14 protein-coding genes are annotated in these 14,177 nt (G+C 74.3%); 8 read left to right on the forward strand and 6 right to left on the reverse strand.

Annotation, left to right across the window (positions count from 1 at the left end):
* The first annotated feature begins 82 nt into the window (after positions 1-82).
* Positions 83-1,078, forward strand: coding sequence for an iron ABC transporter permease (locus AB0B83_RS02850; RefSeq protein ID WP_357576701.1), 996 nt, complete (start codon positions 83-85; stop codon positions 1,076-1,078).
* Between the two features lie 65 nt (positions 1,079-1,143).
* Positions 1,144-1,920 (forward strand): ABC transporter ATP-binding protein, encoded by a 777-nt coding sequence (locus AB0B83_RS02855; RefSeq protein ID WP_357576815.1) that lies wholly within the window; start codon positions 1,144-1,146, stop codon positions 1,918-1,920.
* 28 nt (positions 1,921-1,948) lie between these two features.
* Here the strand turns inward: AB0B83_RS02855 and AB0B83_RS02860 are convergent, their stop codons facing one another.
* The 4 genes from AB0B83_RS02860 to AB0B83_RS02875 form a co-directional block, all read right to left on the reverse strand.
* Positions 1,949-2,710, reverse strand: a complete 762-nt coding sequence (locus tag AB0B83_RS02860; protein WP_357576702.1) for a VOC family protein — start codon at positions 2,708-2,710, stop codon at positions 1,949-1,951.
* Positions 2,711-2,807: 97 nt separating this feature from the next.
* The gene (locus AB0B83_RS02865) at positions 2,808-3,545 is read right to left on the reverse strand and encodes an ABC transporter permease (protein WP_357576703.1); all 738 of its coding nucleotides are present in this window, start codon (positions 3,543-3,545) and stop codon (positions 2,808-2,810) included.
* A 15-nt stretch (positions 3,546-3,560) separates the two neighbouring features.
* Positions 3,561-4,478, reverse strand: coding sequence for an ABC transporter ATP-binding protein (locus tag AB0B83_RS02870; protein ID WP_132232158.1), 918 nt, complete (start codon positions 4,476-4,478; stop codon positions 3,561-3,563).
* A gap of 57 nt (positions 4,479-4,535) precedes the next feature.
* A complete protein-coding gene (locus AB0B83_RS02875) occupies positions 4,536-6,644 on the reverse strand; it encodes an AAA family ATPase (protein WP_357576704.1) in 2,109 nt (702 codons plus the stop codon).
* A 191-nt stretch (positions 6,645-6,835) separates the two neighbouring features.
* Here AB0B83_RS02875 and AB0B83_RS02880 point away from each other — a divergent pair, with 191 nt between their 5' ends.
* The 3 genes from AB0B83_RS02880 to AB0B83_RS02890 are packed head-to-tail and all read left to right on the forward strand — an operon-like array spanning position 6,836 to position 9,674.
* Positions 6,836-7,420: a winged helix-turn-helix domain-containing protein gene (locus AB0B83_RS02880; protein WP_357576705.1), complete on the forward strand. Its 585-nt coding sequence runs from the start codon at positions 6,836-6,838 to the stop codon at positions 7,418-7,420.
* 40 nt (positions 7,421-7,460) lie between these two features.
* A complete protein-coding gene (locus tag AB0B83_RS02885) occupies positions 7,461-8,789 on the forward strand; it encodes an MFS transporter (protein WP_357576706.1) in 1,329 nt (442 codons plus the stop codon).
* Between the two features lie 33 nt (positions 8,790-8,822).
* Positions 8,823-9,674 carry a menaquinone biosynthesis protein gene (locus tag AB0B83_RS02890; RefSeq protein ID WP_357576707.1) on the forward strand — a complete coding sequence of 284 codons (852 nt, stop codon included), beginning with the start codon at positions 8,823-8,825 and terminating at the stop codon, positions 9,672-9,674.
* A 31-nt stretch (positions 9,675-9,705) separates the two neighbouring features.
* On the opposite strand, the gene AB0B83_RS02895 is transcribed toward AB0B83_RS02890, so the two are convergent.
* Both AB0B83_RS02895 and AB0B83_RS02900 read right to left on the reverse strand, forming a co-directional pair.
* Entirely contained in the window at positions 9,706-10,653 is a 948-nt protein-coding gene (locus AB0B83_RS02895; protein WP_357576708.1) for a hypothetical protein, read from the reverse strand.
* On the reverse strand, positions 10,653-11,609 hold the full coding sequence (locus AB0B83_RS02900; RefSeq protein ID WP_357576709.1) for a hypothetical protein: 957 nt from the start codon (positions 11,607-11,609) through the stop codon (positions 10,653-10,655). The genes AB0B83_RS02895 and AB0B83_RS02900 overlap by 1 nt, the downstream gene beginning before the upstream one ends.
* 357 nt (positions 11,610-11,966) lie before the next feature.
* On the opposite strand from AB0B83_RS02900, the gene paaA reads away from it, so the two are divergent.
* Genes paaA through paaC form a run of 3 tightly spaced genes read left to right on the forward strand, consistent with a single transcriptional unit; the run spans position 11,967 to position 14,073 of the window.
* A complete protein-coding gene (gene paaA, locus AB0B83_RS02905; RefSeq protein WP_357576710.1) occupies positions 11,967-13,034 on the forward strand; it encodes a 1,2-phenylacetyl-CoA epoxidase subunit PaaA in 1,068 nt (355 codons plus the stop codon).
* The gene (gene paaB, locus AB0B83_RS02910; RefSeq protein ID WP_101413756.1) at positions 13,031-13,351 is read left to right on the forward strand and encodes a 1,2-phenylacetyl-CoA epoxidase subunit PaaB; all 321 of its coding nucleotides are present in this window, start codon (positions 13,031-13,033) and stop codon (positions 13,349-13,351) included. The genes paaA and paaB overlap by 4 nt, the downstream gene beginning before the upstream one ends.
* A complete protein-coding gene (gene paaC / locus AB0B83_RS02915; protein WP_357576711.1) occupies positions 13,348-14,073 on the forward strand; it encodes a 1,2-phenylacetyl-CoA epoxidase subunit PaaC in 726 nt (241 codons plus the stop codon). The genes paaB and paaC overlap by 4 nt, the downstream gene beginning before the upstream one ends.
* The last annotated feature ends 104 nt before the right edge of the window (positions 14,074-14,177 follow it).

Consider the following 14,177-nt stretch of genomic DNA (forward strand, 5'->3'; position numbering starts at 1 on the left):
CGGGTCAACCCGGCCGCCGCCGTGCCGCTGCCGACCACCTGGGACGGCCCGATGGGGATGGCTCGCCGCCGGGGTCGCCGCGGTGCTCGTCGCCCTGGTCGCCGGGGTGTCCCTCGGCCCGGTCAGCCTGCCGCCGGGCAGCGTCGCGGCCGAGCTGCTGAACCTCATCCCGGGGGTACGCCTCGACAGCGGGCTCTCCGAGCGCGAGATCGCCATCGTCACCGAGCTGCGGCTGCCCCGGGTGGTGCTCGGGCTGCTGGTCGGCGGGCTGCTCGCCCTGGCCGGCGGCTGCTACCAGGGCGTGTTCCGCAACCCGCTGGCCGACCCGTACCTGCTCGGGGTGGCGGCCGGGGCCGGGCTCGCGGTCACGGCGGTGATCACCCTCGGCGTCGGGGCTGGCGGCGCGCTGACCGGGCTGCCGCTCACCATCCCGCTGGCCGCGTTCGTCGGCTCGATCGGCGCGGTGGCGATGACCTACCTGCTGGGCGTCTCCGGCGGGCGCGGCCGCTCCACCGCCACGCTGATCCTCGCCGGCGTGGCCGTCTCCGCGTTCCTCTCCGCCGGGCAGACGTACCTGCTGCAACGCAACTCCGACAGCATCCAGCAGGTCTACTCCTGGCTGCTCGGGCGGCTCGCCACCGCCGGCTGGCACGACGTGCGGCTGGTGCTGCCGTACTTCCTGATCACCGCGTTCGTGGTGCTGCTGCACCGGCGGGAACTCGACGTGCTCTCCGTCGGCGACGACGAGGCCACGAGCCTCGGACTGCATCCGCAGCGGTCCCGCTACCTGCTCATCGCCGCCGCCTCGCTCGGCACCGCCGCCGCCGTCTCCGCGTCCGGCCTGATCGGCTTCGTCGGGATCATCGTGCCGCACACCGTCCGGCTGCTCGTCGGGTCGAGCTACCGGGTGATCCTGCCGCTCTCGCTGCTCTTCGGCGGGGCCTTCCTGGCCCTGACCGACGTGGTGGCCCGCACCGCAGCCGCCCCGTCGGAGATCCCGATCGGCGTGGTCACCGCACTGCTCGGCGGCCCGTTCTTCGTGCTGGTGCTGCGTACCTCCCGTCGGATGCTCGGGTGAGCGCGCGGCGCGCGGCCGCGCGGCCGGCGGACGGTGGGGCCGTGGGGGCCCCCGACGTGGCCGCCGTGCCCGCCGTCGAGGTGCGCGACCTGCACGTGCGCCTGGACGGCACGCCGATCCTGGCCGGCGTCGACCTGACCGTCGCCGCCGGCGAGTGGGTCACCGTGATCGGCCCGAACGGCGCCGGGAAGTCGACCCTGCTGCGCGCCGTCGGCGGCCTGCTGCCCGCGCCGGGCGCCGTCTCCCTCTTCGGTACGCCCAGCGAGGCGCTGCGCCGCCGCGACCGCGCCCGGGTGGTCGCCACGGTCGCCCAGTCCCCGGTCGTGCCGGCCGGCATGACGGTGCTCGACTACGTGCTGCTGGGCCGCACCCCCTACATCCCGACGCTGGGCCGGGAGTCGGCCGCCGACCTGGCCGCCGCCCACGAGGTGCTCGACGGGCTGGACCTGGCCGGATTCCACGACCGGGAACTGGCCACCCTCTCCGGCGGTGAGCGGCAGCGGGTCTTCCTGGCCCGCGCGCTGGCCCAGGGCGCGACCCTGCTGCTGCTGGACGAGCCGACCAGCGCCCTGGACATCGGCCACCAGCAGGAGGTGCTGGAACTGGTCGACCGGCTGCGCCGCGAGCACGGCCTGACCGTGCTCGCCACCATGCACGACCTCTCCATCGCCGGCGAGTACGCCGACCGCATGGTGCTGCTGGCCGACGGCCGGGTGGTCGCCGCCGGCACCCCCCGCGAGGTGCTCACCGAGCAACTCCTGGCCACCTGGTACCGCGCCACGGTCCGCGTCGTTGACGGCGACCACGGCCCCCTGGTCGTCCCGATCCGCCCCCGTCGCTGACCGTCCCGCCCCGCGCGGGTGGGGATGGTCAGGGGCGGGTGAGGATGTTGAAGAGGGCGCCGTGGGGGTCGCGGAGGGCGGCGTAGCGCCCCGCCGGGGCGGTCTGGGGCGGGACGAGGATGGTGCCGCCGAGTTCGGCGGCGCGGGCGGCGGCCGCGTCGGCGTCGGCCACGGCGAAGTACACCGACCAGTACGCGGGCGTGTCCGCCGGGAACCCGTCGCCGAGCGGTGGCACCATGCCGGCCACGATCCGGGTGCCGAGCCGCCAGCCGGTGTACGTGACCGGGCCCGCCTGCTGGTCGTCCGGTTGCCAGCCGAAGACCAGCTCGTAGAAGACCTTCGCGCCCTCCGGATCGGGGGTGACCAGCTCGGTCCAGGTCAGCGCCCCCGGGACGTCGAAGACCTCGGCGCCGGGCATCGACATCGGCTGCCAGACGCTGAACGTCGCGCCGGCGGGGTCGGCGAAGACCGCCATCCGTCCCTGGTCGAAGACCTCGAACGGGGGCACCACGACCTGCCCGCCGGCCCGCTCGACCCGGCCGGCCACCAGGTCCGCGTCGTCGGTCGCCAGGTACGTCGACCAGATCGGCACCTGGTCGGGGATGGCCGGCGGTCCCGCGCCCGCCACCGCCCGCCCGCCGAGCAGGAAGACCGTGTAGCCGCCCGCCTCGGGCTCCGGGTCGATCCGGCCGGTCCAACCGAACAGCTCGGGGTAGAACCGCCGCGCCTCGGCGAGGCCCGGGGTGGCGAGGTCGACCCAGCAGGGTGTGCCCGGCGGGACGATGCTCACGTCGACCCCCCTCTCGGCGGGGGACGGCCACGCCGGCACGCCCCTGCCGGAATCGTGGCACCGACCCGCCGCGCCACGTGGCGGATCGGCCGAAACGTCAGCTGAACCGTCGACCCTCGTCGCGCCGGTACGCCCACCCGGCCAGCAGCGCCAGCAGCACCACCCAGACCCCGAGCATGACCATCGACAGCGGGTTGACCGGGTAGTCGCCGACCGCCGCCCACATCAGCTCCACCGCGCCCCGGGTCGGCAGGAACGGCGCGACGGCCTCGACGAAGCCGGGCGCCTGGTCCGGTGCGGAGAGCAGCCCGCCCCCGAAGGCGAGCGGAAAGAAGACGACCTGCGCCACGACGATCGCCGCCTTGCTGGGCATCGAGTAGCCGATGGCGAGACCCAGCAGCGTGAACGGCACCGAGATCACCGTGACGATCGCCAGGGCCAGCAGGAACGCCGGTGCGCTGACCCGCGCCTCGGTGAGCGTCGCCCCGATCGCCACCACCGGCACCAGGGAGAGGTAGGTGAGTGCCAGCCCGGCCAGCACCCGCCCGGCGAAGCGGGGCGCGGGCCCGGCCGGCAGGGTCCGCGTGTACGGGTTCCAGGGCTGGTCGCGGTCCTCGGCGACCCCGACGCCGTACTGGAAGATGTTCGCGCTCATCACCGAGAAGGTGACCATGGCGGCGGTGGCGTAGGTGGCGCCGACCGGGTCCTTGCCGGCGAACGGCACCACGAAGAAGAGCATCGCGACGGCGGGGAAGAAGGCGCTGCCGAAGACGGCGATCGGGATGCGGACCGTCTCCAGGAGCTGGTAGCGGGCGTGGACCAGGGCGAGGCGCATGGGAGAACCGTCCCCTCAGGCGGTGGCCGGCGGGCCGGCCACGGCGGTCGTCGGACGGTCGGCTCCGGAGCCGGGCGCGGTGATGGCGAGGAACGCCTCCTCGAGCGAGGTGGGGCGGACCTCCAGGTCGGCGAACGCCACCCCGGCGGTGACCAGGGCCCGCACCAGCTCGTCGGCGTCGGTGGTGAGCAGGTGCGTGCGGCCGTCGACCCGCTCGGTGCGGACGACGCCGGGCAGCGCGGGCAGCGCGTCGGCGACCAGGCTGACCCGGCGTACGCCGACGATGCCCCGGATCGCGTCGACCGTGTCGTCGGCCAGCACCCGGCCCTGCCCGATGACCACCACCCGCCGGGCCAGCGCCTCGACCTCCTCCAGGTAGTGGCTGCTCAGCAGCACGGTGCCGCCGTCGTCGTGGAACGCCCGGATCGCCTCCCACAGGGTGTGCCGCGCCGCGACGTCCAGGCCGGTGGTCGGCTCGTCGAGCAGCACCAGCCGGGGCCGGCCGACGAAGGCGAGCGCCACCGCGAGTCGGCGGCGCTGCCCGCCGGAGAGGCCCCCGGTCTGCCGCCGGGCCAGCTCGCCGAGGCCGAAGCGGTCGAGCAGCTCGCCCCGAGGGACCGGGTCGGGGTGGTGGGCGGCGACGAAGTCCACCACCTCGCCGACCCGCAGCGTGCCGGGCAGGCCCGTCTCCTGCGGGGTGACCCCGATCCGCCGCCGGCTCGCCGGGTCACGGGGGTCGCCGCCGAACAGCTCGACCCGGCCGGCGGTGGGCCGGCGCAGCCCGACGAGCAGGTTCAGCAGGGTGCTCTTGCCGGCCCCGTTCGGGCCGAGCAGGCCGACCAGCTCGCCGGCGGAGACCTCCAGGTCGACCCGGTCGAGGGCGAGCACGTCGCCGTAGCGGCGGCTGACCGCCTCGGCGCGGGCGAGGATCACGGGAGACTCGTCGAGGGCGTCACGGACACCTGTCTACCGCCCCGGCGCAAGTCCGGGTCAGCCGAGCGGCGCGGGGAGCGGTCGGGTGTGCAGCACGGCGAGTCGGGAGACCGCCCGTGTGAGCACCACGTAGAGCCGGTGCAGGCCGCGCGGTTCGGCGGCCACGATCGCCGCCGGCTCGACGACGATGACGTGGTCGTACTCCAGGCCCTTGACCAGGGTCGCGGGCACCACCGTGACGCGCGCCGCGGCGGCCGGCTCGTCGACGGTCGCGGTGTCGACGCCAGCGGCCTCCAGCGCCGCCCGCAGCCCGCCGACCGCGTCGTCGGCGGCGATCACCGCCACCGAGCCGTCGAACGCGAGCGCCGCGCGCACCTCGGCCACCGTCGCGGCGGCCAGGTCGTCGACGGTACGCACGTCGAGCGCCCCGTCGCGGCGTAGCGACTCGGCCGGGGGCACGTCGACGGCGAGCGCCGGCAGCAGCCGGTTGGCGAACGCCACCACGGCGGCGGGCACCCGGAACCCGACGGTCAGCGGCACCACGACGGCGTCCGGCTTGCCGAGGTGGCGCAGGGACTCCCGCCAGTCGGCGGCGGCCCACGGGGCGGTGCCCTGGGCCAGGTCGCCGAGGAGCGTGATCGACCCGTGCTCGCTGCGTCGGGCGATCACCCGGCACTGCATCGGGGAGAGGTCCTGGGCCTCGTCGACGACGACGTGCCCGAAGCCGCCCGGCCGCTCGATCAGCCCGGCCGCCTCGTCGATCAGCACGGCGTCGGCCGCCGTCCACTTCGTGGCCTTCGGCGTACGCCCGAGCTTCGTGCCGGCCGGGGCGGCGAGCCTGCACAGCCGCGCCTGCTCCTCGGCGTCGAGCAGCCCGTCCGCCGCCGCGGCGAGCCGCTGCGGGTCGCCGAGCAGGGCGTGCACCAGCCCTTCCGGGGTGAGCGCCGGCCAGACCGCGTCGAGGAAGGCGGTGACCGGGGTGGCCTTGCCCATCCGGCGCAGCCAGGCGTCGCTCGGGGACTCGGCGCGCCGCGCCTCGGCCTGCCGTTGCAGCAGCGCCACCACCCGGGCCCGGACGCGCTCGCGCCCCGTGGCGTACGGCAGTCGTTCCCGGCGGGTCTCCTGGACCACCCGGTGCAGCGGGTCCAGGCCGATCCGCCAGCGGAACGAGCCGTCCGAGACCATGATCGGCTCGGTCGGCTCGCCGATGTGCGCGTCGACTGCCCGGCGCAGCACCTCGGCCATCCGGGCGTCGTGCTTGATGGCGGCCACCGCCGGGTCCTCGACGGCCCGCACCGGCACCCGGCCGACCAGGTCCTCCACGGTGGCCTGCTCGACCTCCACCTCGCCGAGCGCCGGCAGCACCGCCGCGATGTACGACAGGAAGGCCCGGTTCGGCCCCACGATCAGCACGCCGGAGCGGCGCAGCCGCTCCCGGTGCAGGTAGAGCAGGTACGCGGCCCGGTGCAGGCCGACGGCCGTCTTGCCGGTGCCCGGGGCGCCCTGCACGCAGATCGAGTCGGCGAGGTCTGCCCGGACCAGCTCGTCCTGCTCGGGCTGGATGGTGGCGACGATGTCGCGCATCGGCCCGACGCGCGGCCGTTCGATCTCGGCGGTCAGGATCCGGCTGGTCGTCCCCAGTTCCTCGCCTCGGTCGAGGCGCTCGTCCTCGAAGCTGGTAAGCGCCCCGCTGCTGAACCCGAAGCGGCGCCGTACCGCCACGCCCTGCGGGTCGCGCGCGCTCGCCCGGTAGAACGACCGGGAGACGGGGGCCCGCCAGTCCAGCACCAGCGGCTCGCCCCGGTCGTCGGTGACGTGCCGCCGGCCGACGTGGTAGCGCCGCCCGGCGTGGTCCGCGTGCCACCCGTCCGGCCCGTCGCCGGGGCCGCCGGGCGGGTCGTCGGCGGGCGGGGCCCCGGTCGTCGCACCGAAGTCGAGGCGCCCGAAGAAGAGCGGCGTGGTGGGGTCGTCGGCGAGTTCGGCGACCCGGCGGGCGAGGGTGCGCCCGAGGGTCTCGGCCGCGTACGCGTCGCCGGCCACCTGGTCGCCGGTCGAGAAGAGGGCCTGGGCGCGTTCCCGCATCTGCGCCAGGGCGGCCCGGGAGGTGGCGAGGTGCTCGCGTTCGGCGGCGAGGTCGGCGTCGAGGTCGAGATCGAGGTCGGTCACGCTGAATCCCGTCGGGGTCTACTGCCGGTCGCTCGCGTGTCCGGCGGGCGGATGGGAGCGACCTGACAGCCTACGCGCCGGGCGCGTGACGCTCCACCGGATTTCGACCGTGGCGCCGCCGTCCGCCGCTGACCTCCGGTGCCGGTCGACCGGCGACCCACGGCGGGCGGGCGACCAGGAATCATGGACGAATGACGGAGGCGCGTCCCGAACAGCGCCGGATCACGATCAGCGACCCGCAGGTGATGCGGGCGCTGGCCCATCCGGCCCGAATCGCGATCATGGAACACCTGGGCGTGGTGGAGGGCGGTGCGACCGCCACGGAGTGTGCGGAGGTGGCCGGGCTGTCGCCGAGCGCGACCAGCTACCACCTCCGGGCGCTGGCCAGGTCGGGCCTGGTGGAGCAGGCACCGAGCCGGGGGGACGCGCGCGAGCGGCTGTGGCGCACGGTCGGCCGGACCCTGCTGGTCGACGCGGGACAGTCCGCCGGCCCGGAGGCGCGCGCGGCCGAGCAGGCGCTGGTGGAGGCGCACGCGGCCCGGGACATGGAGCGGACCCGGGACTGGCTGCGCCGCGCCGGGGACGAGCCCGCCGAGTGGTACGACGTCGCGCTGTTCAGCGACACGCTGCTGCTGCTCACCGCCGACGAGCTGGCCGGGCTGAACGAGGCGGTGAGCGCGTTGTTCGAGCCGTACCGGCAGCGGAACCGGCAGGCGGATCCGCCGGCCGGGGCGCGCACGGTGGCGGTGCAGTACCGGGCGGTGCCGCTGGCGTAGGGGGTTGCTTCGATCAGTTGTGAAGGATTATTTTCGAAGTATGTCCTTCACAACTGACGGGTCGCGCTGGTCCGACGTCTGGCTCGCCGCCACCGCGCGCGGCACCTCGATGTGCGGTGACTTCCTCGCCGCCACCGCCCTGGCGCTCGCCCTCCAGTCCGCCGGCGCCAGCGGCATCGCCGTGTCCGGACTGCTGTTGGCGGCGACCCTGCCGCTGGTGGTGCTCGCCCCGCTCACCGGGCGCCTCGCCGACCGGGTGGACAGCCGGAAGCTGCTGGTCACCGCCGGCCTGGGACAGGCGGCCGTCTGCGCCCTGCTCGCCTTCGCCACCCACCCGGCCCTGATCATCGGGCTCGTCGCGCTGCTCGCCTGCGGGCTGGCCGTGACCCACCCCTGCCTGGCGGCGCTGCTGCCGGCGATGGTGCGCCCCGCCGACCTGCCCCGGGCGAGCGCGATCAGCCAGACGGCCAGCAGCCTGGGCGCGCTCGGCGGCCCCGTGCTCGCCGGGCTGCTGGTCGGGCAGTTCGGTGCGCGCGTACCCCTGCTCATCGACGCCGGGAGCTACCTCGCCCTGGTGGCCGCGGGCCTGCTGCTGCGTACCCGCAGGGGCGGCCGGCGGGCCACGGCCGCACCCGCGTCCGGGACGGAACGGGCCCCGGCGTGGCGGCTGCGCGGCGACCCGCTGCTGCTGGCCGTCGTCGTCAGCACGGCCGCGGTCATCACCGCCGTCGGCGGTATCAACGTGGTCGAGGTCTTCTTCATCCGCGAGACCCTCGACAGCTCGCCCACGGTGTACGGGCTGGTCGGTGCCGCCTGGATGGCGGGGATGCTGCCCGGCAGCTGGCTCTGCGCCCGGCTGGCCCACCGGCTCACCGACGACGGCGCCCTGGTGTACGGGGTGCTGGCGACGCTCGGCGGCATCTGCCTCATGGTGCTGGTCGCCGCCGCCGTGCCCACGGCCGCGCTGCTGGTCCCGCTCTGGCTGGTCGCGGGCGCGGCGAACGGCGGGGAGAACGTCTTCGCCAACCTGCTCACCGCCCGGCGGGTGCCGGAGGCGTCGCGCGGCCGGGCGTACGCCCTCTACGGCGCGGCCGTGCAGGGCGGCTCGATGGGGGGCTACCTGATCGGGGGCGCCCTGCTGGCGCTGCTGTCGCCGCGACCCCTGATCGCGGCGGCCGGCGCGGTCGGCCTGCTGGTCGTGGTGGCGTTCGTGCCGGCCGTCGCCCGGTCCGTCCGACGGGTCCGGGCGGCCGGCGCCGGGTCGACGGCGGCGGCCCGGGCGGGCGGTGCGGACGGCGCGCCGGGCGAGGCGGGGGACGGCGACCACCCGGCGGATGCGGGGTTGGCCACTCCCACCCCGGCCCACTGAGCCACGCGACGGTGGCGGGGATACGGTCGGGGCATGGCTGAGCACGTCGCACGCCCCCGGGTCGGGCACATCCAGTTCCTGAACTGCCTGCCGATCTACTGGGGGCTGATGCGCTCCGGCGCCCTGATCGACGTCGACCTGCACAAGGACTCCCCGGACCGGCTCAGCGCCGCCCTGGTCGCCGGTGACCTGGACATCGGCCCGATCTCGCAGGTGGAGTACCTGCGGCACGCCGACGAGCTGCTGCTCCTGCCCGACCTGGCGGTCGGCAGCGACGGCCCGGTGCTGTCCGTCAACGTCGTCTCCACCCGCCCGCTGGCCGAGCTCGGCCACGGCAAGGTGGCGCTGGGCTCGACCTCGCGGACCGGGGTGCTGCTGGCCCAGTTGCTGCTCGGCGAGCGGTACGGGGTGAACCCCGAGTACTTCCGCTGCCCGCCCGACCTGACCCAGATGCTGCTGGAGGCCGACGCCGGGGTGCTGATCGGCGACGTGGCGCTGCGCGCCCTCTACGAGGCGCCGAAGCGTGGGCTGGAGGTCACCGACCTCGGGCAGGCGTGGCGGGAGTGGACGGGCCTGCCGATGGTCTTCGCCGTCTGGGCGGTACGCCGCGACTTCGCCGCCGCCCACCCCGGCCTGGTCAAGGAGGTGCACGAGGCGTTCCTGCGCTCCCGGGACCTCTGCCTGGCCGAGCTGGACCAGGTGGCCGAGGCGGCCGCGCGCTGGGAGCCGTTCGACGCGGCGACCCTGGCGACGTACTTCCGGGCGCTGGACTTCTCCCTCGGCGAGCGCCAGGTGGCGGGCCTGCGCGAGTTCGCGCGCCGCGCCGCCGCCATCGACGCCGCCCCGCCCCTGCCCCCCTCCGGCCCGGCCTTCTTCACGGGCTGAACCTCTGGCCGGCCCGGGGCGGTGGTCGGGTCTAGGTGGTGGGGCGGAGGAGGGCTTCGGTGATCTTCTGGCAGTTCTTCATGCCGTACTCGTAGCCCTTGCCGATCGGGTAGCGGACCATCACGCCCATCGTCCAGGTGTCGCCGATGGCCAGGCAGTTGATGTGCATCTCCTGCTCCTTGGTCCGGTCGATCCAGCCGTTCTTGATGGCGATGTTCTTGCGTTCGGCGGCCGGGAACGCCTTACGGATGCCGAAGTCGCCGCCGCCCCTGACCAGCCGCATCTCGTTGAGCAGCCACTTGGTCCACTTCGGCCCCGCGGCGCGGCCGTCGGCGATGCAGGCGCCCATCCGGGCGGTGTCCCGGGGGGAGAGCTTCGTCCGGCTCCAGCCGCCGTCGCTGGCGACGCTGCTGTCGGTCAGCTCGCACTTGGCGAGCAGCCGCTTGATCGAGGAGGACCCGCCCAGCGCGTTGTAGAACTGCTGGGTCCGGGTGTTGTCGCTGTCCCGGATGATCTTCGTGGCGTCGGCCAGCTTGGCGGCGCTCGGGGTCTGGCCGTTCTCGTCGGCGCGGCGCAGGTGGTCGGCGACGATCCACGCCTTGATCAGCGACGCCGTGGTGCTGGTCTCGTCCATGTTGTCGGAGCCGACGATCTCCCCGGTGCGGCGGTCGAGGACGCTCCAGGAGTACCAGCCCTCGATGTCCAGGTCGAGTTCCTTGGCCTCGAACGGCAGCGGCTCCGGCTCCGGCGTCGGGCTCGGCGACGGCGAGGGCCGGGAGCTGCGGTCGCTGGGGGCGGTCGTGGCGCGCTCGGCCGGGCCGGCGGGGGTGCCCCACTCGGCGGCGGCGCGGGACTCGAACGGCGAGCCCGGCAGCAGCCGCAGCGAGACGAGCACCAGGCAGATGAGGACCACCGCGATGGCGATGAGCCTGCGGGGGGAGGCGTCGGCGGGCTCGTCGGCCCGGCGCTGTCGCGTCATCAGAGCTTCCCGGCGGGCTGCTGCGGCACCTTGAGGGCGGCGCCGGGCTGCGGGGTCACGAGCTGGCTGGCGACCGAGGCGCAGACCTGCGCGCCGTAGTTCAGCCCGCTCTTCTGCGGGTAGCGCAGCATCACCGCGAGGCTCCACCTGTCGGTCACCGCGAGGCAGTTCACGTGCCAGTTTCCGTCGTAGTTGAGCGGGGTCCAGCCGTTCTTCATGCTGACCGGGCCCTGGCTGACGATCGACTGGGGGAGGCCGTCGATGATGCCCCAGCGGCCGCCGCCGGAGCGGGCCTTCTGGTCCTTGGCGGCCGTGCTGCCCCTGACCTTGCTCATCTCGTCCAGCAGGAGCTTCGTCCACTTGGGGCCGGCGGCCGTGCCTTCGGCGATGCAGTCGCCGAGCCGGACGGCGTCGCGCGGGGACATCCGGGTGAAGCTCCACCAGCCCACGTAGCCGGGCACGTTGCCCGGCTTGGTGTCGGTGAGTTCGCAGGTGCTGATCATCCGCTTGATCGTGGCGGCCCGACCCACCGCGCCGTACAGGGCGTTGGCGGCGTCGTCGTTGCTGTCCCGGATGGCGGTGGTGATCTGCTTCTTGCGCTCGGCCGGCAGCGGCTTGTCGCCGAGCTGGCGGAGGTAGTCCGCCGCGAACCAGGCCTTGATCATCGACTCGGTGGAGCTGGTCGAGGCCAGGTTCTTCGACCCGGAGATCTCGCCGGTCTCCCGGTCCATCAGGGCCCACGAGAAGAACTCGCCCTTGAAGTCCACCGCCACCGGGCCGGCGGCCAGGGTCGGCGGCGCGGGCGGGACCGGCGCGGGCGCCGCCACGCTTCCGCCACCGCTTCCGCCGCTCGCGGCGTCGTCGCCGGTGAGTCGGGCGTACGCGGCCGGGACGAGCAGGCCACCACCGAGGAGGACCGCCACGACGGCGAGCACCAGGGTCACGCGGGATCGCATGAGTGGATGAGCTCCAGATGTCAGGGCCGGGGGACCGGCTGGTTGTCGGACGGATCGGCGGCTCGCCGAGGCGGGGGATGCGCCCTCCGTGTTTCTCGGGCGATCGTCGGCAGCCGATCGGTGTGACGGGGGAAGTCTACGTGCGGATCGGCGGCGCGCCAGGACCCGACACCTGGCAACTTGCCATGTAGGCGGGATATCGAGCCGCTATGCGGCTGTTGAGAGGATTCAGCTTCTCATAGTGAGCCAAGTCATAGTTTGCCCGGCTGCCGGAGCCCCTTCCCCGTACCGAAACTGCCTCCGGAAACCTGTTACACCCTCTGGTGTCCCGAGAGGCGAGCTGTAACACTTGACCCCATGTATGGCAACGACTTCTCCGCCGAGGACGCACCCGGCGGTGGCCTGCTCGGCGAGGTCGAGGCGGCGGAGGCGGCCCTGCGGGAGGCCGCCGCACGTGGCCGCCGGGGCGGCGCCCCCGGCCCGGACGAGGACCTCGAGGCGTACTTCGCCGAGGTCATCGACGCCGACCAGAAGATCGAGCCGCGCGACTGGATGCCCGAGGCGTACCGCAAGACGCTGATCCGGCAGATCGCGCAGCACGCGCACTCCGAGATCATCGGCATGCAGCCGGAGGGCAACTGGATCAGCCGCGCCCCCTCGCTCAAGCGCAAGGCGATCCTGCTGGCCAAGGTGCAGGACGAGGCCGGCCACGGCCTCTACCTCTACGCCGCCGCCGAGACCCTCGGGATCAGCCGGGACGAGCTGGTCGAGCTGCTGCTCAACGGCCGGCAGAAGTACAGCTCGATCTTCAACTACCCCACCCTGACCTGGGCCGACGTGGGCGCCATCGGCTGGCTGGTGGACGGCGCCGCCATCGTCAACCAGGTCCCGCTCTGCCGCTGCTCCTACGGGCCGTACGCGCGGGCGATGATCCGGGTCTGCAAGGAGGAGTCGTTCCACCAGCGGCAGGGCTACGAGATCCTGCACACGCTCGCGCACGGCACCCCGGCGCAGAAGGCGATGGCGCAGGACGCCCTCGACCGCTGGTGGTACCCGTCGCTGGCGATGTTCGGCCCGCCGGACACCGACTCCACCCACTCGGCGCAGTCCATGGCCTGGAAGATCAAGCGCTTCTCCAACGACGAGCTGCGCCAGCGCTTCGTGGACATGTGCGTGCAGCAGGCGGAGATCCTCGGCCTGACGATCCCGGATCCCGACCTGCGCTGGAACGAGTCCCGGCAGTCGTACGACTTCACCCAGCCCGACTACGACGAGCTGATGCGGGTGATCAAGGGCAACGGCCCGTGCAACCGGGAGCGGATGGAGCACCGGCGCCGCGCCCACGACGACGGCGCGTGGGTGCGGGAGGCCGCTGCGGCGTACGCCGCCAAGCGGGTGGAGCAGAAGGAGAAGGTAGCGGCGTGAGCGAGCGTAGCGAGCGGACGGAGCAGCGCGGCGTGAGCGCCCCGTCGCCCCTGTGGGAGGTCTTCGTGCGGGCGCGGCGCGGGTTGTCGCACACCCACGTCGGCAGCCTGCACGCCCCCGACGCCGAGCTGGCCCTGCGCAACGCGCGGGACCTCTACACCCGCCGCCAGGAGGGCGTCTCCATCTGGGTGGTGCCGGCGGGCGCGATCACCGCGTCCAGCCCCGACGAGAAGGACGCCTTCTTCGACCCGGCGGCCGACAAGGTCTACCGGCATCCCACCTTCTACGACGTGCCGGACGGGGTGGCCCACCTGTGAACGGCCCCTTCGACTTCGCCCTCGCGCTCGGCGACGACGCGCTCGTCGCGGCGCAGCGGCTGGCCGAGTGGACCACCCGCGCGCCGGAGATGGAGGAGGACATCGCGCTGGCCAACATCGCCCTCGACCAGCTCGGCGCGGCCCGGCTCCTGCTGTCGTACGCGGGCGAGGTGGAGGGCGCCGGCCGGGACGAGGACGCGCTGGCGTTCCTCCGCGACGACCGGGAGTTCCGCAACTGCCTGCTCGTGGAGCTGCCCAACGGCGACTTCGCGGTCACCATGGCGAAGCTGCTCTTCCTGGCGGCCTACCAGCTTCCCCTCTACACCGCGCTGGCCGGCTGCGCCGACGAGCGGCTGGCCGCGATCGGGGCCAAGGCCCGCAAGGAGTCGGCCTACCACCTCGACCACGCCTCGACGTGGGTGCGGCGGCTCGGTGACGGCACCGAGGAGTCGCACCGGCGCATGCAGGCGGCGGTCGACCAGGTCTGGCCGTACGCGCACGAACTGTTCGCCTCCGACCCGGCGGCGCCGGTCGACCCGGCCACCCTGCGGGCCGACTTCGACGCCACCGTCGGTGCCGTGCTCGACGAGGCCACTCTGACCCGGCCGGAGTCCGGCTGGGCGCCGGGCGGCGGGCGGGACGGCGTGCACACCGAGCACCTGTCCTACCTGCTCGCCGAGATGCAGGTGCTGCACCGCGCCCACCCCGGAGCCAACTGGTGAGCGCGAGGAGTGCAGCGCAGCGGAGCCCCGCAGTCGCGAACGGAAGGCGGTACTGGTGAGCGCGAGGAGTGCAGCGCAGCGGAGCCCCGCAGTCGCGAACGGAA

It is taken from the genome of Micromonospora sp. NPDC049060, assembly GCF_040649055.1.
In the GTDB taxonomy this organism is placed as follows: Bacteria; Actinomycetota; Actinomycetes; order Mycobacteriales; family Micromonosporaceae; genus Micromonospora; species Micromonospora reichwaldensis.

Bases quoted from the DNA above. Each gene is read 5' to 3' on its own strand.
- AB0B83_RS02865 (WP_357576703.1), bottom strand. From the start codon at position 3,545: ATGCGCCTCGCCCTGGTCCACGCCCGCTACCAGCTCCTGGAGACGGTC.
- AB0B83_RS02900 (WP_357576709.1), bottom strand. From the start codon at position 11,609: ATGCGATCCCGCGTGACCCTGGTGCTCGCCGTCGTGGCGGTCCTCCTC.
- AB0B83_RS02890 (WP_357576707.1), top strand. From the start codon at position 8,823: ATGGCTGAGCACGTCGCACGCCCCCGGGTCGGGCACATCCAGTTCCTG.
- AB0B83_RS02895 (WP_357576708.1), bottom strand. From the start codon at position 10,653: ATGACGCGACAGCGCCGGGCCGACGAGCCCGCCGACGCCTCCCCCCGC.
- AB0B83_RS02880 (WP_357576705.1), top strand. From the start codon at position 6,836: ATGACGGAGGCGCGTCCCGAACAGCGCCGGATCACGATCAGCGACCCG.
- AB0B83_RS02885 (WP_357576706.1), top strand. From the start codon at position 7,461: ATGTCCTTCACAACTGACGGGTCGCGCTGGTCCGACGTCTGGCTCGCC.
- paaA (WP_357576710.1), top strand. From the start codon at position 11,967: ATGTATGGCAACGACTTCTCCGCCGAGGACGCACCCGGCGGTGGCCTG.